This is a genomic window from Streptomyces sp. NBC_01463, from assembly GCA_036227345.1.
Lineage (GTDB): Bacteria > Actinomycetota > Actinomycetes > Streptomycetales > Streptomycetaceae > Streptomyces.
This window is the reverse complement of the sequence record CP109468.1, coordinates 1,933,428-1,952,960: the sequence shown is the minus strand read 5'-3', so window position 1 is coordinate 1,952,960 and position 19,533 is coordinate 1,933,428. Positions and strand designations below refer to the sequence as shown.

General features: G+C 72.7%; 17 protein-coding genes and 1 pseudogene. 6 read left to right on the top strand and 12 right to left on the bottom strand.

All coding sequences use genetic code 11. From position 1 onward, the window contains the following. Positions 1 to 354: 354 nt before the first annotated feature. From OG521_08520 to OG521_08510, 3 genes are all read right to left on the bottom strand, one after another. Positions 355 to 963 (bottom strand): GNAT family N-acetyltransferase, encoded by a 609-nt coding sequence (locus OG521_08520; protein WUW20829.1) that lies wholly within the window; start codon positions 961 to 963, stop codon positions 355 to 357. Positions 964 to 1,065: 102 nt separating this feature from the next. Beyond that, a complete protein-coding gene (locus OG521_08515; GenBank protein ID WUW26615.1) occupies positions 1,066 to 2,322 on the bottom strand; it encodes a GAF domain-containing protein in 1,257 nt (418 codons plus the stop codon). A 286-nt stretch (positions 2,323 to 2,608) separates the two neighbouring features. Next, positions 2,609 to 4,246: an acyl-CoA dehydrogenase family protein gene (locus OG521_08510; GenBank protein ID WUW20828.1), complete on the bottom strand. Its 1,638-nt coding sequence runs from the start codon at positions 4,244 to 4,246 to the stop codon at positions 2,609 to 2,611. A gap of 74 nt (positions 4,247 to 4,320) precedes the next feature. On the opposite strand from OG521_08510, the gene OG521_08505 reads away from it, so the two are divergent. Together OG521_08505 and OG521_08500 are read left to right on the top strand one after the other, a co-directional pair. Further along, positions 4,321 to 5,424: a YihY/virulence factor BrkB family protein gene (locus tag OG521_08505; protein WUW26614.1), complete on the top strand. Its 1,104-nt coding sequence runs from the start codon at positions 4,321 to 4,323 to the stop codon at positions 5,422 to 5,424. A gap of 55 nt (positions 5,425 to 5,479) precedes the next feature. Next, positions 5,480 to 6,169, top strand: a pseudogene (locus tag OG521_08500) (helix-turn-helix domain-containing protein). A 20-nt stretch (positions 6,170 to 6,189) separates the two neighbouring features. Here the strand turns inward: OG521_08500 and OG521_08495 are convergent. The 4 genes from OG521_08495 to OG521_08480 all read right to left on the bottom strand — a co-directional run bounded on the left by OG521_08495 (position 6,190) and on the right by OG521_08480 (position 10,059). Continuing rightward, a complete protein-coding gene (locus OG521_08495; GenBank protein ID WUW20827.1) occupies positions 6,190 to 6,582 on the bottom strand; it encodes a VOC family protein in 393 nt (130 codons plus the stop codon). A 66-nt stretch (positions 6,583 to 6,648) separates the two neighbouring features. After that, on the bottom strand, positions 6,649 to 8,217 hold the full coding sequence (locus tag OG521_08490) for a 3-hydroxyacyl-CoA dehydrogenase (GenBank protein ID WUW20826.1): 1,569 nt from the start codon (positions 8,215 to 8,217) through the stop codon (positions 6,649 to 6,651). A gap of 91 nt (positions 8,218 to 8,308) precedes the next feature. After that, complete coding sequence (locus tag OG521_08485; protein WUW20825.1) at positions 8,309 to 9,085, bottom strand: 3-oxoadipate--succinyl-CoA transferase subunit B; 777 nt, start codon at positions 9,083 to 9,085, stop codon at positions 8,309 to 8,311. Positions 9,086 to 9,141: 56 nt separating this feature from the next. Continuing rightward, a complete protein-coding gene (locus OG521_08480) occupies positions 9,142 to 10,059 on the bottom strand; it encodes a CoA transferase subunit A (protein ID WUW26613.1) in 918 nt (305 codons plus the stop codon). Between the two features lie 192 nt (positions 10,060 to 10,251). Between OG521_08480 and OG521_08475 the strand changes: the two genes are divergently transcribed. The 4 genes from OG521_08475 (at position 10,252) to OG521_08460 (ending at position 14,606) form a co-directional block, all read left to right on the top strand. Then, a complete protein-coding gene (locus tag OG521_08475) occupies positions 10,252 to 11,154 on the top strand; it encodes a LysR family transcriptional regulator (GenBank protein ID WUW20824.1) in 903 nt (300 codons plus the stop codon). A 114-nt stretch (positions 11,155 to 11,268) separates the two neighbouring features. Continuing rightward, positions 11,269 to 12,495, top strand: coding sequence for an acetyl-CoA C-acetyltransferase (locus tag OG521_08470; protein WUW20823.1), 1,227 nt, complete (start codon positions 11,269 to 11,271; stop codon positions 12,493 to 12,495). Positions 12,496 to 12,766: 271 nt separating this feature from the next. Continuing rightward, positions 12,767 to 14,110 (top strand): MFS transporter, encoded by a 1,344-nt coding sequence (locus OG521_08465; protein ID WUW20822.1) that lies wholly within the window; start codon positions 12,767 to 12,769, stop codon positions 14,108 to 14,110. A 37-nt stretch (positions 14,111 to 14,147) separates the two neighbouring features. Beyond that, positions 14,148 to 14,606, top strand: coding sequence for a MaoC family dehydratase (locus OG521_08460; GenBank protein ID WUW20821.1), 459 nt, complete (start codon positions 14,148 to 14,150; stop codon positions 14,604 to 14,606). On the opposite strand, the gene OG521_08455 is transcribed toward OG521_08460, so the two are convergent. The 5 genes from OG521_08455 to OG521_08435 form a co-directional block, all read right to left on the bottom strand. Further along, positions 14,597 to 15,361, bottom strand: coding sequence for a class I SAM-dependent methyltransferase (locus tag OG521_08455; protein WUW20820.1), 765 nt, complete (start codon positions 15,359 to 15,361; stop codon positions 14,597 to 14,599). The two genes, OG521_08460 and OG521_08455, sit on opposite strands and share 10 nt — an antisense overlap. A 40-nt stretch (positions 15,362 to 15,401) precedes the next feature. Beyond that, entirely contained in the window at positions 15,402 to 16,856 is a 1,455-nt protein-coding gene (locus tag OG521_08450) for a sialate:H+ symport family MFS transporter (GenBank protein ID WUW20819.1), read from the bottom strand. Positions 16,857 to 16,919: 63 nt separating this feature from the next. Further along, positions 16,920 to 17,600, bottom strand: coding sequence for an N-acetylmannosamine-6-phosphate 2-epimerase (locus OG521_08445; protein WUW20818.1), 681 nt, complete (start codon positions 17,598 to 17,600; stop codon positions 16,920 to 16,922). Next, positions 17,597 to 18,562 (bottom strand): ROK family protein, encoded by a 966-nt coding sequence (locus OG521_08440; protein ID WUW20817.1) that lies wholly within the window; start codon positions 18,560 to 18,562, stop codon positions 17,597 to 17,599. Before OG521_08440 ends, OG521_08445 begins: the two co-directional genes overlap by 4 nt. After that, the gene (locus OG521_08435) at positions 18,559 to 19,518 is read right to left on the bottom strand and encodes a dihydrodipicolinate synthase family protein (protein ID WUW20816.1); all 960 of its coding nucleotides are present in this window, start codon (positions 19,516 to 19,518) and stop codon (positions 18,559 to 18,561) included. Before OG521_08435 ends, OG521_08440 begins: the two co-directional genes overlap by 4 nt. Positions 19,519 to 19,533 lie beyond the last annotated feature (15 nt).

Sequence of the window (19,533 nt, the reverse complement as noted above, 5' to 3'; positions counted from 1 at the left end):
CGGGACTGCAGGAGGGCGGCTCTGAACTGCACACTCGCGTCGAGGCGCGGCGGTGCGCAGGATTTGCAGAGAAAGGGGGATCGCGGCGGTGCTGGAACTCTCAGCTCGCCGGACAGATGGCGCTGGACATGCGGCCGAGGTCGACGTGGCGTCGACTCACCAAGGCAATTCCAGTTCCAGACATGACGGAAGCGTGTCACGCGGATCTCGGGGCAGTCCACCACTATCCATGATGTGGACGAGACTGTCCCGACAGGTGAGACGATGTGGCACCCGTCACGTCGTCGACGGGTGCCGGGTTCCCCGGAAAACCGGACAACCACGTGCATTTCCAGCGCGGGATGTCCCGGATGCCTACGGAAGGAGCGTGCGTCCTGATCCGGGCCACGGACCCGGGGTGGCGACCTCGGACTCCAGCTCCGTGCGGGTGTCGAAGAGCCGGAAGCCGCGGCGCAGATAGTTGTCCATGGCGTGCGGCCCGTCCTTGGAGCAGGTGTGCACCCACACCCGCTTCGTCTCGGGCCGTTCCGGCCACCGCTCCGCCAGGTCCCAGGCGCGGGCCGTCCCGTGGGAGAGGAGATGTCCGCCGATCCGCTGTCCCCGGAAGGCCGGGATGAGGCCGAAGTACATGATCTCGACGACGCCGTCGTCCTGCGGGTCCAGCTCGATGTAGCCGGCCGGCGTCCCGTTCGCGTACGCCACCCAGGTCTCCGCACCCGGCCGGTCCAGCGCCTCCTGCCACTGCGCGTACGTCATCGGCAGCCGGTCCGTCCACTGGATGTCGCCGCCGACGGCCGTGTAGAGGAACCGGCTGAACTCGGGCAGCGGCACCTCCGACCGGACGATCCGTACGTCCCGGTCCGGTACGGCCGAGGGGCGCAGCTCGTCGGGGGAGGTCTGCTCCAGGGACCAGACGGTCACCTCGGCGGCGGTCGGGTCGGCGGGGCGCTCGGGGTTGCTCATGGCTGCCAGAAAACCATGCCCCGCTGCCCCGGCCCAACCCGGGACCGCCGAGCCGACGCCCAGGACCTGCGGGAACACCGCGGGGGAGGCGCTCCACACCGCTCAGGAGGCGTTGCGCGCCGCCACCACCACCGGGGCCTTCGACCGCGGCAGCAGATCGCCCGGGTGCTCGGGCCGGATGACCTCCACCTCGACGCCGTCGCCGAAGCGGTACGGGCGGTGCGCCAGCACCTCGGCGAGATGGCGCCGCAGCCGCGAGATCTCGGCCCGGACCGTCACCGTCCTGGTCGGGTCGCCGAACAGGTCCTCCGCCAGCTCGGACGCCGTGCGCCCCTCGCGGTGCAGGGCCAGCGCGTACAACAGCTCGGCGTGGCGGGGCGAGAGGCGCTGCGTCCACGTGCCCACCGGGCTGACCACGTTCACCGCGAGGCCGCGCGGCAGGCTCAGATCGAGCACCACCCGGCGCGGCGGGCTGTCCAGCGCACCGTCGGCCACCTGCACCAGCCAGCCGCCCGGCAGCGGCTCCACCCGGCACATCCCGAGCGAGGGCAGCCAGATCCGGCCCGGCTGCACGGACTTCGGCAGCGGCAGCCGGTCCACCGGCGGCATCCCGGTGACGGCGGCCAGCCAGCCGTTGCCGTCCACGGCCAGCGCGCGGCCGCCCAGCCTGCACAGCATCGGCGCCGCCACCGAGCGCAGCCGGTCGATGGACTGCAGATGCCGGTTGCGGATCTCGCTCTCCGCCAGCCGGGCCACCGACCCGACCAGGGCGAGCGTCGTCGGATGGAACGTGTTCGCCGGACCGCTGATGTCGACGATCCCCATCAGCCGGCCGTCCCGCGGATCGCGCACCGGGGCCGCCGCGCACGTCCAGCCGTGGAGGCTGCGCACGAAGTGCTCCGCGGAGTGGACCTGCACCGCGGCCCGGGAGGCGAGCGCCGTACCGATCGCGTTGGTGCCGGTGATCTCCTCCGACCAGGCGGCGCCCTCGGAGAGACAGATGTCGTCGGCCCTGCGCAGCACGCCCGTGTTGCCCTGGCGCCACAGCACCCGGCCGTCCACATCGGTGACGACCATGATCTGCTGCGAGGCGTCCGCGATGCTCACCAGACCGTCGCTGAGCAGCGGCATGATCTCGCCCAGCGTGGAACTCCGGCGCCGGTGCTCGATCTCCTCCAGCTCCAGCAGCACGCTCTCGGTGGACTGCTCGGGATCGATGCCGCGGCGCAGCACCCGGTCCCACGAGGCCCCGATCTCGGCCCGCGGCCTGACCGGCATCCGGTCGCCGGCCATCCTCGCCTCCCGGGCCCGGTGGAGGCGGCGCGCGGCCCGCTCGGACCCCTGGTCCGACAGCCGCATCACATCGACAGGACTTGTCTCCACGCCGGATTCCCCCTAGATGCCAGTGCCGGGCCCGTGCCAAGGGTCACCGGACCCATCCTGCCGCCGCCGAAGCCGCGGCACCGCAACTCCACACAATGGTTGCAACCCTCTGCAACTCTGGCGACAGCCCCCCGACCGTACAAGAGTGGCGCTACACCGCACGGCGGGGTTTCGGCCCCGAAGTCCGGTGTGTACAGCATGGGGGGTGGTGCCGTGTCGGCGCAGCACCACCCCCTGTTGCTGTTTCCCCCGCCGCTGCCGGTCAGCGCTCCACGGGCCGGGCCCGTGCCACGACCGATGCCAGGTCCAGGGTGTGCGGCAGCGTCCCGAAGGCCGAACCCCAGTCCCCGCCCAGCCGTGACGCGCAGAACGCGTCGGCCACCTCCGGCGGCGCCCAGCGCACCAGCAGCGAACCCTGGAGCACCAGCGCCATCCGCTCCACGAGCCGGCGGGCCCGTGCCTCGATCCCCTCCAGATCGGCGAGCTCGGTGAGCAGGTCCCTGATCGCCCGGTCGAGCCGGTGGTCGGCGCCGCGCGCCCGGCCCACCTCCTGGAGGAACGCGTTGAGCGCGAGCGGCTCGCGCTGCAGCGCCCGCAGTACGTCGAGCGCCTGGACGTTCCCCGAGCCCTCCCAGATCGAGTTGAGCGGCGCCTCGCGCAGCAGCCGCGGCATGCCCGACTCCTCCACGTAGCCGTTGCCGCCCAGGCATTCGAGCGCCTCGCCCACCAGCGGCGTGCACCGCTTCGTCACCCAGTACTTCGCCGTGGGCACCGCGATGCGCAGGAACGCCGCCTCGTTCTCGGTCCCGGCGTCGTACGCCGCCGCGAGCCGCATCGCCAGCACCGTCGCCGCCTCCGACTCCAGCGCCAGATCGGCCAGCACGTTGCGCATCAGCGGCTTGTCGGCCAGCACCCCGCCGAACGCGCTGCGGTACGTGGCGTGGTGGACCGCCTGGGCCACCGCCTGCCGCATCAGCGCCGCCGAGCCCGTCACACAGTCCAGCCGGGTCGCCGCCACCATGCCGATGACGGTGCGCACCCCGCGCCCCTCCTCACCGATGCGCCGCACCCACGTACCGTCGAACTCGACCTCGGCCGAGGCGTTGGACCGGTTGCCCAGCTTGTCCTTGAGCCGCTGGATCGCGAACACGTTGCGCGTGCCGTCCGGCAGCACCCGGGGCAGCAGGAAGCACGTCAGCCCGCCGGGGGCCTGCGCCAGCACCAGGAACCCGTCGGACATCGGCGCCGAGCAGAACCACTTGTGCCCGGTGAGCAGGTACTCGCCCTCGGCGGCCAGCGGTTCGGCCCGTGTCGTGCCGGCCCGCAGGTCCGATCCGCCCTGCTTCTCCGTCATGCCCATCCCGAGAAGGGCCCCGGCCTTCTCCGCGACCGGCCGCAGCCCCTCCTCGTACGCGTGCGAGGTCAGCAGCGGCTCCCACTCGGCGGCCACGGCCGGATCGGTGCGCAGCGCGGGCACCGCCGCGTGGGTCATCGAGAGCGGGCAGCCGTGGCCCGCCTCGGCCTGCGTCCACACCAGGAAACCGGCGGCCCGGCGCACATGGCCGCCCGGCCGGTCCCAGGCGTCGGTCAGCCCCGCGGTGACCCCGTGGCCGAGCAGCCGGTGCCAGGCCGGATGGAACTCCACCTCGTCGACGCGGTTCCCGTAGCGGTCGTGGCTGCGCAGCTTCGGCGGATTCCCGTCGGCCTGCGCCGCCCACTGGGCGGCCTGGGCGGAACCGGCGGACCGGCCGAGCTCGCCGAGCCCGTCCCGCGCCTCGTCGAGGAGGTCCGCCGGGAGGTGTCTCGCCACGGCTTCGGTGAGCACCGCGTCCGCTGCGAACACGTCGTAGCCGAGGAGCGGAGGGGCCTGGTTGGACACGGTGTGGGTGCTGGCTGCCATGCCGATACGGTAAGGACGTGCAGGCAGCAAATGAAACACCCGAGCGGCCACCGGGCCGGCTCCACCGGGCCCGAGTGCTCTACCGCAACGTGTCCAAGCGGCAGCTGGCCTGGCAGTTGCTGAAGGACACCGTCAACTCGTGCATGGAGTACCGCATTCTGGGACTCGCCGCCGAGGCGGCGTTCTTCACCCTGCTGTCCCTGCCGCCGCTCCTGCTCGGACTGATCGGCCTGCTCGGGTACGTCGACGAGTGGACCAGCACCACCACGGTCGCCTCCATCGAGCGCAACATCCTCAGCGCCGCGCAGACGGTGCTCTCCGAGCGGGGCGTCAACGACTTCGCCAAACCGCTCCTGGCGGACGTGACCACCGGGGCCCGGCCCGACGTCATCTCCATCGGTTTCGCGATCGCCCTCTGGTCCGGCTCGCGCGCGGTGAACGTCTTCATCGACACGATCACCGTGATGTACGGGCTCGACGGCCACCGCGGCATCGTGAAGACCAGGATGCTCGCGTTCCTCCTGTACGTGGTGGCGCTGCTGCTGGGTGCGGTCGTGCTGCCGCTGCTGGTCGTCGGCCCCGACCGGGTGGTGGAGTTCATCCCGTGGGGCACCGAGGTCATAAGCGTTCTGTACTGGCCGCTGGTGATCGTGCTGTCGATCGCCTTCCTGACGACGCTCTACCACGTGTCCGTCCCCGTCCGCTCGCCCTGGATCGAGGACATGCCGGGCGCGCTGATGGCGATCGCGATATGGGTGCTCGGCAGTTTCCTGCTGCGGATCTACCTCACCAGTACGGTCGAGGGGCCCACGATCTACGGATCACTGGCCGCCCCCATCGCGGTGCTGCTGTGGATCGGCATCTCCGCGTTCGCGGTGCTGGTGGGCGCCGCGGTCAACGCCGCCATCGACCGGGTGTGGCCCTCGGTGGCGACGGCCGCGGCGCGTGCGGCCACCGACCGGGTGCGCGCGGTCCAGGCGGCCGAGTTCGTGGCCCGCACCCAGGCGGAGGGCCGGTACGACGGTCCGGACGACGACATGGACGAGGGGGACAGCCCCTACATGCCGTCCGAGTTCCCGGAGCGTTGGTCGCGCTTCCTGCCGCCCGACGACGTGAAGTCCCGGCTCCAGCCGAGCCGCGAGAAGGAGACGGACAGGACGCAGCCGCCCCCCGAGTGAGGACGGCCGCCGGGTGAGGACGGCAGCGCCTTCGGCCGTCGGCGAGACTGGTGTCATGGGCGACAGGTACGAGGAGCGCACCTCACGGATCGACGGTGCGAAGGTCTGGTCCCTGACCGTGGACCCGGGGTCGGTCCACCCGGTGCTGCCCGACGGCTGCATGGATCTGCTCTGGATCGGCGGCAGGCTGCTCGTCGCGGGCCCGGACACCCACGCGGAACCCCCGTCCGGACCGGGCGGCGGCGGTACGTACACGGGCATCCGCTTCGCCCCCGGCACGGCGCCCGCCCTGCTGGGCGTACCGGCGCACGAGCTGCGGGACCGCCGGGTCGCCCTGGCCGATCTGTGGCCGGCTCCGCTGGTCCGGGAGCTCACCGAACGCGTCGCCGGGTCCGCCGACCCTGGCGCGGCGCTGGAGGACATCGCCGCGCGCCGGGCCGCGGACGCGGAACCGCCCGACCAGGCGATGCGGGCCGTCGCCGCCCAGCTGGACAGCGGCCGCTCCGTCGAGCGGACCGCGCACACGGTCGGCCTCGGCGCACGCCAGCTGCACCGCCGCTCGCTGGCCGCCTTCGGCTACGGCCCCAAGACGCTCGCCCGGGTGCTGCGGCTCCAGCGGGCGCTGGCGCTCGTCCGGTCAGGGATGCCGTACGCCGAGGCGGCGCTCGCGGCGGGCTGCGCCGACCAGGCACATCTCGCGCGCGAGATGCGGGACCTGGCGGGCACCACCCTGACCGCGTACTTCGCCGCCCCCTGAGAGCGGCCTCAGCCGGCCGGTGCGAACAGCGAGACCGCGCAGCCGTCCGGGTCGACGACCACGGCGTACCGCTGCCCCCACACCGCGTCCCACGGCTTCAGGTGGCCCCGGTACCCGGCGCCGGTCAGCTCGTCGTAGACGGCGTCGACCTCCGCCGGGCCGTCGCAGAGGAAGGCCAGCCCGAGCCGCTCCCCGCCGTTCGCCGGGGTCCACTCCGGGTCGAAGGAGCGGACGACGGCCTCGGTGTCCCAGAGCAGGCGCTGCCCGCCGGGGAGCGCCACCTCCACATGGGGGGCGGACTCCGCACCCTCGGGGATGTCGAGGCCGAGCCGCCGGTAGAAGGCGAGCGAGGCGGGCAGATCCGCCGTCGTGATCGAGATTGCGTCCATGCGTGGAGTCATGTCACGACCGTAGGCCGGGGGCGGGCCGCCGGTCTTGAACGAATCGGTCGTGTCACCCGGCGCCGCTCACACCGCGCCGTCCCCGTCACCGTCCAGGCAGTCCCCCGGCGACGTGCCCGGGTCCGTCAGGGCCAGGCCGAGGGCGGCACGCTCGGTGACCCAGCGGGTCGGGCGGTGGCGCGGGTCGCCCGTCGTGGCGTGCAGCGCCCGCTGCAGCTCCAGCATCCGGGCCGCACCGATCCGGTCGCCCCAGGCCAGTGGGCCGACCGGATAGCCGAGCCCGGTCGTGACCGCCAGGTCGATGTCGGCCGTGGCCGCCAGTCCGTGTTCCGCGATCGACGCCGAGACCGACACGATCGACGCGAGCAGCCGCTGGGCGACCGAGCCCGCGGTGTCGCGCACCACCGACACCGCGAACGGCTCACCGCCGTCCGCCGCCCTGGCCAGCACGGCGCGGGCGTCCCGCGCCGCCGCCGGCTCCGCGGCCGGGGTCACGGCCAGCACCCCGCGGCGCCCGGCCGCCGGCAACGGGTCCACCCCGAAGGTGCGCCCGGCGGGCAGCCCGTGAGCGGCGACCGCAGAGGCGACCGTGGTGCCCCAGACCGGAACCAGCACCAGAGCCCCGGCCGACGGCCGCGCCCCGGCCTCGACCGTGGCGCCCGCCGCCGTCAGCGCCTCCCGCAGCGCGGCGGCGTCGTCGTTCCCGGCCGGGGTCGCGGCGAGGACGTGCACCGGCCGGTCCGGGTCGCCGGTGACCGGGGCCTCCGGCGCGGGGCCTGCCGCCTCGGGGCCGTACCCGAACCAGCCGCGTCCCGTCTTGCGCCCGTGCAGCCCGGCGGCCACCCGGTTCGGTGTCAGGTAGGAGGGGCGGAGCCGCTCCTCGTGGCGGAAGCCCGTCCAGATCGAGTCGATGACCGCGGCGGTCACATCGAGCCCGGTGAGGTCCATCAGCTCGAACGGGCCCATGCGCAGGCCCAGTACGTCCCGGGCGATCCGGTCGATGTCCGCCGGGTCGCCGACCGTCTCCTCCAGCAGGGCGAGCGCCTCCGTCACCAGTCCGCGCCCGGCGTGGTTGACGAGGAAGCCGGGGGTGTCGGCGACCGTGACCGCGCGGTGCCCGCAGCTCTCCACGAGCGCGGTCAGCAGCGGCGGGATCTCCGGGCGGGTGGCCGCGCCGGGCACCACCTCGACGATCCGCATCAGCGGGACCGGGTTGAAGAAGTGCAGCCCGGCCAGGCGCGTCGGGTCCTTCAGCCCGGCGGCGATCCGGGTCACCGACAGCGAGGAGGTGTTGGTCGCGAAGACGGCGGTGGCGGGCAGCGCGGCCTCCAGCCGGCCGAAGACCTCCGTCTTGGTGCCGAGGTCCTCGCGCACGGCCTCGACGACCAGCTCCACGTCCGGGCCCTCGGCCCACGGGTCGTCCAGCGCGATCAGCCGGTCCCCGGCGGCGGCCGCGTCGCCGGCGGACATCCGGCCCTTCTGCACGGCCCGCTCCAGCATGGAGCGTACGAAGCCGGCCGCCTCCGTCACCGCTTCCGTCCGTACGTCGCCGAGCTCGACGGTGTGTCCGGCGGCGGCCGCCCACTGGGCGATGCCGCGGCCCATGGCTCCGGCTCCGACGATCCTGATACGCATGGCAGTTACGGCCCTTTCGAGGTGGTGGACGGACGGGTCCGGCGGACCCCGCGGACCCGGCGGACCCTGTGGTCCGTACGGATCGTGCGGGTCAGCGGAGGTACACGCGGTCCGGGTCGACATCCTCGCGCAGCAGCCGCAGTTCGTCCTCCGTCGGCGGCGGCACCTCGTCGACCGTGCCGGCGACCCGCAGGTCCCAGCCGGTGGCGGCCCGCACCTGATCGACGGTGACGCCGGGCTGGACGGCGACCAGGCGCAGCTCCTCGCCGACGCCCGCGCGGGCCATGATGCCGAGTTCGGTGATGACCCGGGTGACTCCGGCGCCCAGCGGGCGGATTCCCTCGGCGAGCGCACGGTCGGGGCCCGGGGTGGTGCAGAAGTCGAGCTCGGCGGTGAAGGAGCGCGGGTTGTGCCGGCGCATCACCACGAAGACCTCGCGGGAGTTGGCCATCACCTCGACGCCGCCGCCCGAACCGGGCAGCCGCACCGCCGGACTGTCCCAGTCACCGATGACCGAGGTGTTGAGGTTGCCCCAGCGGTCGATCTGCGCGGCGCCGAGGAAGCCGACGTCGATGTGACCGCCCTGGAGCACACAGCCGAAGAGCATCGGCATCGGGATCACCGCCTCCGCACCCGTGATCAGGACCGCGTCGGCGATGGTCTCGGGCAGCTGCGAGGGATGGGCACCGCAGACCCCGGACTCGTAGACCACCTCGATGTCGGGGGCGACCGTCAGATGGGCCAGTTCGGTGGCGAGCGTCGGCAGCCCGATCCCGGCGAACACGGTCCGGCGTGCGGCGAGTTCGCGCGAGGCGACGACGGAGAGCAGTTCGGACGAGGTGATCGTGCCCGGTGCGGTGAGGGTCATGAACCGTTCCTTCTCGTGTCCCGTGTGCGGATCGGCCGTGCGGAGCGGGGCGGAGCTCACAGCCGCCGCCCGTAGTTCACCGGCTCGCTGAGCGCCTCGCCGACGGCGAGCCCCGCCCAGAACTCCTCGCCGAGCCTGTCGACGTACTCCGCGTGGTCCGCCGTCCCCCGCACCCACTCGTCCAGCCAGTCCTGGAGCCGCTGAGGATCCTTGCTGATGTGCGACCAGGCCCGGTAGAAGGCGTTGTCCCGGTCGTAGTACCCCTGGGCGAAGGACGGATGCGCCCCGCGCGGGCAGCAGACGACCGCGTCGACCGCGTGGGCGGGGACGAGCGTGCGGTTGGGGTCGGAGCGGACCACCTCGTCGTCGACGATCTCCTCCACGACGACGACCGCTTTCTCGGCCGCGTACACCGCCTCGGCCTGGACGCCGGTCAGCCCCCACATCTGGGTGTTGCCGCTGCGGTCGGCACGCTGCGCGTGGATGATCGTCACGTCCGGATTGACGGGCGGTACGACGTAGATCTGCTCCGGTTCGCCGTCCGGGCCCGGATACGGCGAAGTGACCTTGCGCAGGTCGCTGTTGACGGACGGCAGATCGCTTCCGCCGTAGGAGCGCAGCGGGTAGAAGGGCAGCCGCTGCGAACCGGCGAGATAGCGGCAGATCATCCCGTAGTGGCTGTACTCCTCGAAGGCCAGGGGCGCGGGGTCGGCGTTCTCCACCCGGCGGCGGAGCTCCCCGAGCGAACCGGCCGATGAGTTGCCGACGAAGGAGGACACCAGCCGCGTCACACAGCCCGCGGCGATCATCTGGTCCACGACGATGTCCGCGGTCATGCGGACGACCGTGAGGTCGCGGCGGCCCTGGCGGATGATCTCGTGGCCGGCGGCGGTCGGGATGAGATGGGTGAAGCCCTCGAGGCAGACGGTGGCGCCGTCGTGGACGAAGGCGGCGATCGCCGCCTTCATCGACATCGTCTTGTCTTTCCGGTTGTCGTTCCGGTCCGTCGTGGCCACGGTGCTCCTCTGCGTGTGCGTGCGCGTCGCCCCACCGTGCCAGCGGCCATTGATTGCTGTCCAATACCAAATTAAGGTCGGATCGAGACGTCTGATTAATCAATGCTGTGACGGTGCCGTTGAAGTGCCGTTGAGAGAGAGGGGACGGGCGTGGAGCTGCGTCATCTGTCCGCGTTCGTCGCCGTGGCCGAGGAGCTGCACTTCGGCCGGGCCGCCAAGCGGCTGCAGATGGCCCAGCCGCCGCTGAGCCAGCAGATCCGCCAGCTGGAGAAGGAGCTGGGGGTCCAGCTCTTCGAACGCAACACCCGCTCGGTGCGGATGACCAGTGCGGGGGAGTCGTTCCTCCAGCCGGTCAGGACCGTGCTCGACGACCTGGACACCGCCGTGCGCGCCGCGAAGGCGGCCGGCCGCGGTGAGTACGGGCGGGTCAGCATCGGCTTCGCGGGTGCCTCCAGCCACGAGACACTGCCCCTGCTCACCCGGGCGGTGCGCGCCGCCCACCCCGCGATCGAGCTCGTCATGACGGGCCAGACCTACGCGAACGTCGCGCTCGCCCGGGTCGCGGACGGTTCGATGGACCTCGGGTTCGTCCGGCTGCCCGTGACGCAGCCGGGCGTGAGCCACCGGGTGATCGACGAGGAGGAGCTGGTGTGCGCGCTGCCCTCCGACCATCCGCTCGCCACCCGGGAGAGCGTCCCGATCGAGGTGCTGGCGGGGGAGCCGTTCGTCTCCTTTCCCGCGAACACCGGCTCCACCGTGCGGGACGCGATGGTCGGCGCCTGCGAGGCGGCCGGGTTCAATCCGCGGGTGGTGCAGGAGGCGCCCGACTCGTACACCATCCTGGCGCTGGTCGCCGCGGGTGTCGGGGTGACGCTGACCGTCACCTCCGTCCAGCACATCCAGCAGAACGGCCTCGTCTACCGGCCCCTCGTCGGACCGCCGATCAGACGGCAGGCGGCGCTCGCCTGGCGCGCCGACAACCCCTCGGCCGCCCTGCGCGCGGTCCTCGCCGTGGCGGAGGACGCGCTGCCGACGCCCCGTCCGAGGGATTGAGACGCACCACGTCTTGAATCAGGGAGAACTGGATATTGGACCGACTCAGTCGGCGGGTGCGAGGGTCGACCCACACCCTTGTCCCCTTCTGCCCTCTCCCGGAAAGGCCCCGCCGTGCCCGACCAGAACGATGTCGTGATCTGCGAACCGCTGCGCACCCCCATCGGCCGCTTCGGCGGAGCGCTCGCCGGGCAGACGCCGGCCTCCCTCGCCGCCCGCGTCATCGCCGAGATCGTCGCCCGCACGGGAATCGAGCCGGACCGGGTGGACGAGGTGATCCTCGGGCAGGCCTACCCCTCCTCCGACGCCCCCGCCATCGGCCGGGTCGCCGCGCTGGACGCCGGGCTCCCGCAGTCCGTCACCGGTGCCCAGATCGACCGCCGCTGCGGCTCCGGACTCCAGGCCGTCCTCGACGCGGCGATGCAGATCAGGGCCGGGTTCAGCGAGGTCGTGATCGCCGGCGGTGTCGACGTGATGAGCGCCGCCCCCTACTACACGCACGAGGGCCGCTGGGGCATCAAGGGCCCGGGCCTCCAGCTCCACGACTCGCTCGCCCGGGGCCGCGTCACCGCCGGCGGCGTCAACCACCCGGTCCCCGGCGGCATGATCGAGACCGCCGAGAACCTCCGCCGCGAGTACGGCATCAGCCGCGCCGACCAGGACGCCCTGGCCCTGCGCTCGCAGCAGCGCGCCGGCCGGGCGATCGCCGAGGGGCGGTACGAGGCCGAGACCGTCCCCGTCACCGTGCGCACCCGCAAGGGCGAGACGGTGGTCACCGCGGACGAGCACCCCCGTCCCGACACCACCGCCGAACAACTCGCCGCGCTCCGCCCGGTCATGGGCAAGTCCGATCCGGACGCCACGGTCACCGCGGGCAACGCCAGCGGCCAGAACGACGCGGCCGCCGCCTGCCTGGTGACCAGCGCCGCCACCGCCGAGCGCCTCGGTCTCACCCCGCTGGTCCGCCTCGTCTCCTTCGCCCGCGCCGGCGTGCCCGCCGCCACCATGGGCATCGGCCCCGTCCCCGCCACCCGTGCCGCGCTCGCCCGCGCCGGGCTGACGCTCGCCGACCTCGACCTGATCGAGCTCAACGAGGCCTTCGCCGCCCAGGTGCTGGCCTGCACCCGCGAACTGGGTCTCGGCGAGAAGGACCACGAGGAGCGGATCAACGTGAACGGCTCCGGCGTCTCCCTCGGCCACCCGGTCGGCGCCACCGGCGCCCGTATCCTCGCCTCCCTCACCAGGGAACTGCACCGCCGCGAGGCCCGCTACGGCCTGGAGACCATGTGCATCGGCGGCGGTCAGGGCCTCGCCGCCGTCTTCGAGCGCATCGCTCCCTGAGCACGTCCCTCCCATTCGCCCGGAACTCCAGCGGCGCCGCCACAGGGCGGCGCCGCCATGGGCGTATCCGGCCGCATCCTCGCCCATTGAGACGCAGAGCCTCTCACTGCACCAGTAATTCAGTATTGGACCGTTCAAGGTTCCGGCTGGCACCGTAACGCCATCAGCACCGCCGCCGTCCCCCTTCCCCACGCGGCGTGCCGGGCGTCCCGGGCGACGCCCCTCGCAGTTCCTGCCATCCGCCTGATCAACGACGTTCACGGGAGCCACCATGAGTGCGTCCACCGCCACCGCACGAGAGCGCACCAAAGCCGCCAACCGGGCCGGATTCGGAGCCTTCATCGGCTCGACGATCGAGTGGTTCGACTTCTACATCTACGGCACCGCGGCCGCGCTCGTCTTCGACAAGGTGTTCTTCCCGGAACTCGAAGGCCCCGTGGGCACCCTGGTCGCGTTCGCGACGTTCTGGGTCGGCTTCCTCGCCCGCCCCATCGGCGGCATCATCTTCGGTCACTACGGCGACCGCCTCGGCCGCAAGAAGACCCTCGTCATCACGCTGCTGATGATGGGCATCTCCACCACGGCGATCGGTCTGCTGCCGAGCTACGCCTCCATCGGGATCGCCGCCCCGATCCTGCTGGTCGCGATCCGCATGGTGCAGGGCATCGGCCTCGGCGGCGAGTGGGGCGGATCGGTCCTGATCGCCTCCGAGCACGCCCCCAAGGGCAAGTCGGTGCTGTACGGGGCGTTCGCCCAGCAGGGCTCGCCCGTCGGCAACACCCTGTCCACCCTGAGCTTCCTCGCCATCAGCCAGCTGCCCGACGCCGCGTTCGTCTCCTGGGGCTGGCGGCTGCCGTTCCTCTTCTCGGCCGCCCTCGTCATCGTCGGCCTCATCGTCCGGCTCAAGGTCGCCGAGTCCCCGGCCATGGCCGCCCTGATCAGCAAGAAGAAGGTCGTCAAGCTCCCGCTGACCGAGGTCCTGCGCACCCAGCCGATGCTCATCGTCCTCGGCATCGGCGCCTGCACCATCGGCCTGTCGGCCACCTACTTCAAGTCGACGTTCGCCCTGTCCTGGGCCACGTCCGCGCTGAGTTTCGACCGCAGTTCGTTCCTGACGATCATTCTGGTCGCCAACATCACCCAGATCGTCGTCCAGCCCTTCGGCGCCCTCATCGCCACCAGGATGAAGAGCTGGTCCCGCGCGGTCACCGTGATGCTGCTGCCGGAACTGATCCTGATGCCGGCGATGTTCCTGCTGATCCGCACCGAGAACTACGGCCTCGCGATGGTCGGCGTCGCCGTCGCGACCATCCCGCACTGCCTCTACTACGCGGCCCTCGCCGGCATGCTCGCCAGCCGCTTCCCGGCCCACCTGCGCTACACCGGCATCTCGCTGTGCTACCAGCTCTGCGGCACGCTCCTGGGCGGTACGACCCCGATCATCGGCCAGTTCCTGCTGAACCGGACCGGCTCCATCACCGCTGTCATCGCCTACGCGATCTTCCAGGTCGTCCTGACCCTGGGCTGCATGCTGCTCCTGCTCCGCCGGCCCGACCACGACGAGCAGGCGGCCGGACCGGTCGCCGCACCCCGTACCGCCCCCGTCACCGCCTGACACGTTCCCGCACACCACGACAGAAGGGCCGGCCCCCATGCCGCTGACCGTGCACGGCATCCCGGAGATCCTCGCGCTGAACGGGCGCGACCTGGGGCACTCCGACTGGAAGGAGATCACCCAGGAACTCATCGACGCGTACGCCGCCGTCTCCGGGGACCACCAGTGGATCCACACCGACGTGGAGCGCGCCGCCGCCGGCCCGTACGGACGCACCATCGCGCACGGCTACATGGTGCTGAGCTGGGGCATCCCGATGTTCGGTGAGCTGCTCCAGGTGCGCGGCGTGGGCCGGGCCCTCAACTACGGCGTCAACCGGGTCCGCTACCCGGCGCCCGTCCCCGTCGGCAGCCGGGTCCGGCTGCACGCCTCCGTCACCGGAGTCACCGGGGTCGCCCACGGCGGGGTACGGATGGACCGGTCCTTCACCTTCGAGCTGGAGGGGTCGCCGAAGCCCGCCTGCGTGGCCGAGTCGCTGACCCACTTCTACCCGTGACCCGGGGGTCGGCGCCGCATCAGGGCGAACACACCCCAGCCCAGGTACTCGCGCTGGTAGCGCACGTGCCGTGCCGGCCCTTCGGTCAGCTCCGCCCGCAGCTCGCCGGCCAGTTCGTCGCCGGGGTTCGCGTCCAGCCAGCGCCGGATGTTCAGCCACTGCGCGGCGACGTACCGGTCCCAGCCCCGCTGGTCGGCGAGCACCATCTCGACCACGTCCCAGCCCAGCCCCCCGAAGTGTTCGAGCAGTTCGGGCAGGGCGAAGTAGTCGTCCCGCGCGGTCGCGTGACAGGCCTCGACGGTCGTGAGGTCCGGCGGCTCGCGGCGCCAGTACGGCTCACCGACCAGCAGCAGGCCGCCGGGCCGCACGGAGCGCTCCAGCAGCTCGACCGTGCCCGCCACACCGCCGCCGATCCAGGTGGCGCCGACGCACGCGGCGACGTCGACGGGTGCGCCGGCGACATGACCGGACGCGTCGCCGTGCACGAAGCCGACCCGGTCCGCCACCCCCAGCTCCGCCGCCCGCTCCCGGGCGGCCGCGAGGAAGACGGTGCTGATGTCGACGCCGGTCCCGGTCGTGCCGTGATCGCGCGCCCAGGTGCAGAGCAGCTCACCGCTGCCGCAGGCCAGATCGAGGATCCGGGACCCCGGAGCCAGGCGCAGCGCCCGGCCCAGGGTGGCCAGATCCTCCTCGGTGAACGGGTTGTGCACACGGTGGCCGCTCTCGCGGACGGTGAAGTTTCGGGGAAGGTCCACGCCGGGAAGCTAGGCCGCCCGGACCCGCCCGTCCACCGGATTAACGCTCCACGGCGACGCGCTCGCCGGGCGGCGGCGCCGCCAGGTGGTCGAGCTCGCCGTCCGGGTCCGTCAGCCGGTTCAGCCGCGCCGGTACGTCGAAGCCGACCAGCAGCACCACGATCACCGTGCCCGCGAACGTCAGCACGGCGAGCGCCCGGCCCAGGTCCATCCCGGAGGCGAGATGCGCCCCGAGCACCGGGGCGACCGCCCCGCCGAGCGCGCCCACGTTGTACGTGAAGCCGAGCGCCGCACCCCGGCTCGCGGTCGGGAAGTGCCCGCCGATGTAGCGGGGGAGCAGTCCGGAGATGCCGAAGCTCGTCGCCTGGAGGAGGAAGAGCAGGATGCCCAGCAGCATCAGGTTGTTCCGCACGGCGAAGACCGGATAGACGAAGGCGAGCGAGGCCAGCAGCGTCAGCGCGTACGCCTTCTTCGTGCCGATCCGGTCGCCGAGGAACCCGGCGGTCCAGCAGCCCACCATGGTGCCGAAGCCCGCGAAGTACAGGACGTCGGTGACCTGGCCGGTGCTGTAGCCCAGCTCCGTCTTCAGATACGTGGGCAGCAGGGCCTGGATCGGCCACGAGTACAGGAACGCGAAGAACAGCGTCACGATCATCGACAGGTACAGCACCCAGCCGCGCTTCCCGCCCAGCTGCACGGCGAACGCGGCCAGCGTGAGACCGGCGATCACCGAGAGCACCGGCACCATGCCGGCGCCGCCCGGGGTGAAGACCAGGAACAGCGAGACGGTGGCGACCACGACGAGGACCGTGTTGACGGTGGCCCGGGCGGGGGTGAGGAACAGCGGCCGGAACGGATTGGGCCTGGCGCCCTTGTCCGCCACGGACTCCGTCCACTCCTCGGCCTCCGGCAGCGCGCGCCGCATCCACAGCGCGATGGCGATGGGGATGAGGCCCAGGTAGAACATCCAGCGCCAGCCGAGCGAGGGCACCACCCAGTCGTAGACCTGCGCGGCGAGCACCGAGCCGACCGAGAAGCCGGAGATCAGGAAGCCGCTGGCCCGGTTGCGCAGACCGGCGGGCCAGCTCTCCATCACGTACGTGGAACTGGCGCTGTACTCGCCGGCCATGCCCATTCCGATGGCCAGCCGGGCGGCGAACAGGCTGTGGTAGTCCCATGCGAAACCGCAGGCGAACGTACCCGCGGAGTACAGCAGGATGCTCAGCACCATGGAGAGCTTGCGGCCGTACCGGTCGCCGATGGCGCCGAGCACGGCCCCGCCCAGCCAGCGGGTGATGAACGCGCCGGAGATCAGGCTGGCCGCCTGCACCGTGCTGAGCCCGAAGTCGTCACTGATCTCGGTCAGCACGAGGGTGATCAGCACGAAGTCGAAGCCGTCGAGGACATAGCCGATCCAGGCGGCGAAGAACGACTTCCACTGGGTGCGGCTCACCTGGCGGTACCAGGGGAGCGTGGGGGGTGTTGTGGTCTGCACGGTGACTCCAGGATGCGGGACGGCGCTCGTCCTTGAACAGCCGTCCCGCGTGGTGGGGGCAGGTCAGGTCCGGGTGATGCGCGCGACGAACCGGGCGGTCAGGGCCGTGGGGGCGGTGATGGCGGTGCCGACGACGACGCTGTGGGCGCCGCGGGCCAGGGCCTCGGCCGCTTCCTCGGGGGTGTTGATACGGCCTTCGGCGACCACCGGCACGTCGATCGCGGCGGCGAGTTCCGAGACCAGACCGAGATCGGGGCCGGTCTGCTCCGGTGTGCCGGGAACGTAGCCGGACAGCGTCGTGGAGACGAAGTCCGCCCCGAGCCCGGCCGCCGTGACGCCCTCGGCGAGGGTGGAGACGTCGGCCATGACGAGGGCGCCGGCCGCGTGGACCGCCTCGACGAGCTCGGCGAACGTCGAGCCGTCGGGGCGCGGCCGGTCGGTGGCGTCCGCGGCGACGACCGCGGCGCCCGCCGCGGCCACGGCCAGGGCGTGCCGGACGGTCGGCGTGATGTAGACCCCGGTGTCGCCGTCCTTCCACAGCCCGATGACCGGCAGGCCGACGGCGGCGGTGATCGCGGCGACGACCTCGGGCTCGTTGGCCCGGATCGCGGCGCCGCCCCCGGCGACCGCCGAGAGCGCGAGCCGGACCAGCGTGGACGTCTCGCGCATCGGATCACCCGGAGGTGCCTGACAGGACACGATCAGCTTGCCCTGGAGTGCGGTGGCCAGTTCCTGCGCGCTCATCGGAGAGCTCCCGGGTGGTGGAGGGGAAGGGTGGTGGTGAGGGCGGCCGCGCCGAGCACGGCCGCGTCGTGGCCGAGCAGCGGCGGCCGGGGGACGAGCCCGCGCAGCGGACCCATCAGTTCGGCGGCGAAGGCGGCCCGCAGGGCGTCCTCGTACAGCGTGCCGATGCGCGGGACCCCGCCGCCGACGACGACCCGGTCCGGGCCGAGCGCGTTGGCGAGCCCGCCGAGTACGTGCCCGGCGGCGGCCGCGCCCGTGGTGATGGCGGTGACGGCGTGGGAGTCGCCCTGCGCGGCGCGCGCGGCGACGGTCTCCAGCCGGTCCACGGGGGCTCCGGTCAGCCGTTCGTAGTGGGCGGCGATCCCGGGCCCGGACGCGATGACCTCCAGATGGCCGGTGGACCCGCAGGTGCAGGGCAGCCCGGCCGCCTCGGGGCTGGGCACATGGCCCAGGTGCCCGGCGATCCCTGCCGAGCCGTGCAGCATCCGTCCGTCGGCGGCGAGCGCGCCGCCGACTCCGGTGCCGATGGCCGCGAAGAGCAGCGAGCCGTGGCCGCCGGTCGACGCGTTCAGTGCGGCCAGTTCCGGTCCGGCGGTGGCGCGGACGTCGTTGTCGCAGGCCACCGCGTATCCGGTCCGGTCGGCGAGGCCGGCGCCCAGCCGGGTGCCCGCCCAGCCGCTGAGGGAGTCGGTGGCGCTGGTGACCATGCCGCTGCGGGGGTCGATCACCCCGGCCGCCGCGATGCCGAGCAGGGCGGCGGCGCGGTCCGGGTCGACCGCGGCGGCGGCCGCGGCGAGCGCGTCGAGGACCGCCGCCGCGCCCTCCCGGGCCGGTGTGGGACGGCTGTGCCGCGCCAGGACCGTACCGTCCGCCGCGAGCAGGGCGGCGGCGATCTTCGTGCCGCCGAGGTCGAGGCCGACGACGGGCCGCCCGGCCGGCGCCGGCGTTGCCGCGGTGGTCATCGGACCGGCGGCAGACCGGCGTCGCGCAGCCGTCCGGAGACGAGCGCGACGGATTCGGCGGAGAGCTGGATCTGCGGGAACGCGGTGTCGCCGCATTCGATGACGCCGAGCAGCCGGAGCGCCGCCTTGAACGAGCCGAGCGCCGATGAGCTGCGGCCCATGTCCGCCTCCGGGCCGGCGTCGACCATGGCGAACAGCTCGATGAGCCGCTCCTGCTCCTTCGCGGCGAGGGTCCAGTCGCCGGCGCGCGCGGCCTCGTAGAGCCGGACGTAGGCGGCCGGGTCCACGTTGCCGATGCCGGGGACGACACCGTCGGCGCCGGCCAGCAGGGCCGCGTCCACGGTCAGTTCGGAGCCGGTGAGGATGCTGAAGTCCGGGACCGGACCGTGCGCGCGGCCCTCGCGGCCGCCGAGCTCGACGACGAGCCGGCGCAGCCCGCCCTCGTCGCCGCTGCTGTCCTTGAGCCCGGCCAGGGTGCCGTCCTCGGCGAGCTCGCGGACCAGGGCGCCGGAGAGCTTGCTGTGCACGGCGACCGGGATGTCGTACGCGAACAGCGGCAGCTCCACCTCGGCGCGCAGCCGGCGGAAGTGCCCGGCGATCTCCCTGGCGTGGGTGCGGGTGTAGAACGGCGCGGTCGCGACCAGCGCGTCGGCGCCCAGCTCGGCGGCCGACCTGGCGTGCTCGACGACCCGGGCCGTGGTGGTGTCGATGACACCGGCCAGGACGGGGACGCGGCCGTCGGTCGCGTTGACGACGGTCTCCAGGACCGTGGCGCGCTGCTCGTCGGTGAGGTAGGCGACCTCACTGGTGGACCCGAGCGCGAAGAGCCCGTGCACGCCCCCGCCGATGAGGTGCTCGACGAGCCGGACGAGGGACGCGGTGTCGACCTCGCCGCGCGGGTCGAGCGGAGTGCAGACCGGCGGGACGACGCCGTGCAGGGGTGCGGTCAGAGACATGGTGAAGGGCTCCAG

What these genes read in the sequence shown, in the direction of transcription:
- OG521_08465 (WUW20822.1), top strand. Translation starts at nt 12,767, where the DNA reads ATGAGTGCGTCCACCGCCACCGCACGAGAGCGCACCAAAGCCGCCAAC.
- OG521_08440 (WUW20817.1), bottom strand. Translation starts at nt 18,562, where the DNA reads ATGACCACCGCGGCAACGCCGGCGCCGGCCGGGCGGCCCGTCGTCGGC.
- OG521_08485 (WUW20825.1), bottom strand. Translation starts at nt 9,085, where the DNA reads ATGACCCTCACCGCACCGGGCACGATCACCTCGTCCGAACTGCTCTCC.
- OG521_08490 (WUW20826.1), bottom strand. Translation starts at nt 8,217, where the DNA reads ATGCGTATCAGGATCGTCGGAGCCGGAGCCATGGGCCGCGGCATCGCC.
- OG521_08510 (WUW20828.1), bottom strand. Translation starts at nt 4,246, where the DNA reads ATGGCAGCCAGCACCCACACCGTGTCCAACCAGGCCCCTCCGCTCCTC.
- OG521_08435 (WUW20816.1), bottom strand. Translation starts at nt 19,518, where the DNA reads ATGTCTCTGACCGCACCCCTGCACGGCGTCGTCCCGCCGGTCTGCACT.
- OG521_08480 (WUW26613.1), bottom strand. Translation starts at nt 10,059, where the DNA reads ATGTCGATGAAGGCGGCGATCGCCGCCTTCGTCCACGACGGCGCCACC.
- OG521_08515 (WUW26615.1), bottom strand. Translation starts at nt 2,322, where the DNA reads ATGCGGCTGTCGGACCAGGGGTCCGAGCGGGCCGCGCGCCGCCTCCAC.
- OG521_08460 (WUW20821.1), top strand. Translation starts at nt 14,148, where the DNA reads ATGCCGCTGACCGTGCACGGCATCCCGGAGATCCTCGCGCTGAACGGG.
- OG521_08445 (WUW20818.1), bottom strand. Translation starts at nt 17,600, where the DNA reads ATGAGCGCGCAGGAACTGGCCACCGCACTCCAGGGCAAGCTGATCGTG.
- OG521_08495 (WUW20827.1), bottom strand. Translation starts at nt 6,582, where the DNA reads ATGACTCCACGCATGGACGCAATCTCGATCACGACGGCGGATCTGCCC.
- OG521_08520 (WUW20829.1), bottom strand. Translation starts at nt 963, where the DNA reads ATGAGCAACCCCGAGCGCCCCGCCGACCCGACCGCCGCCGAGGTGACC.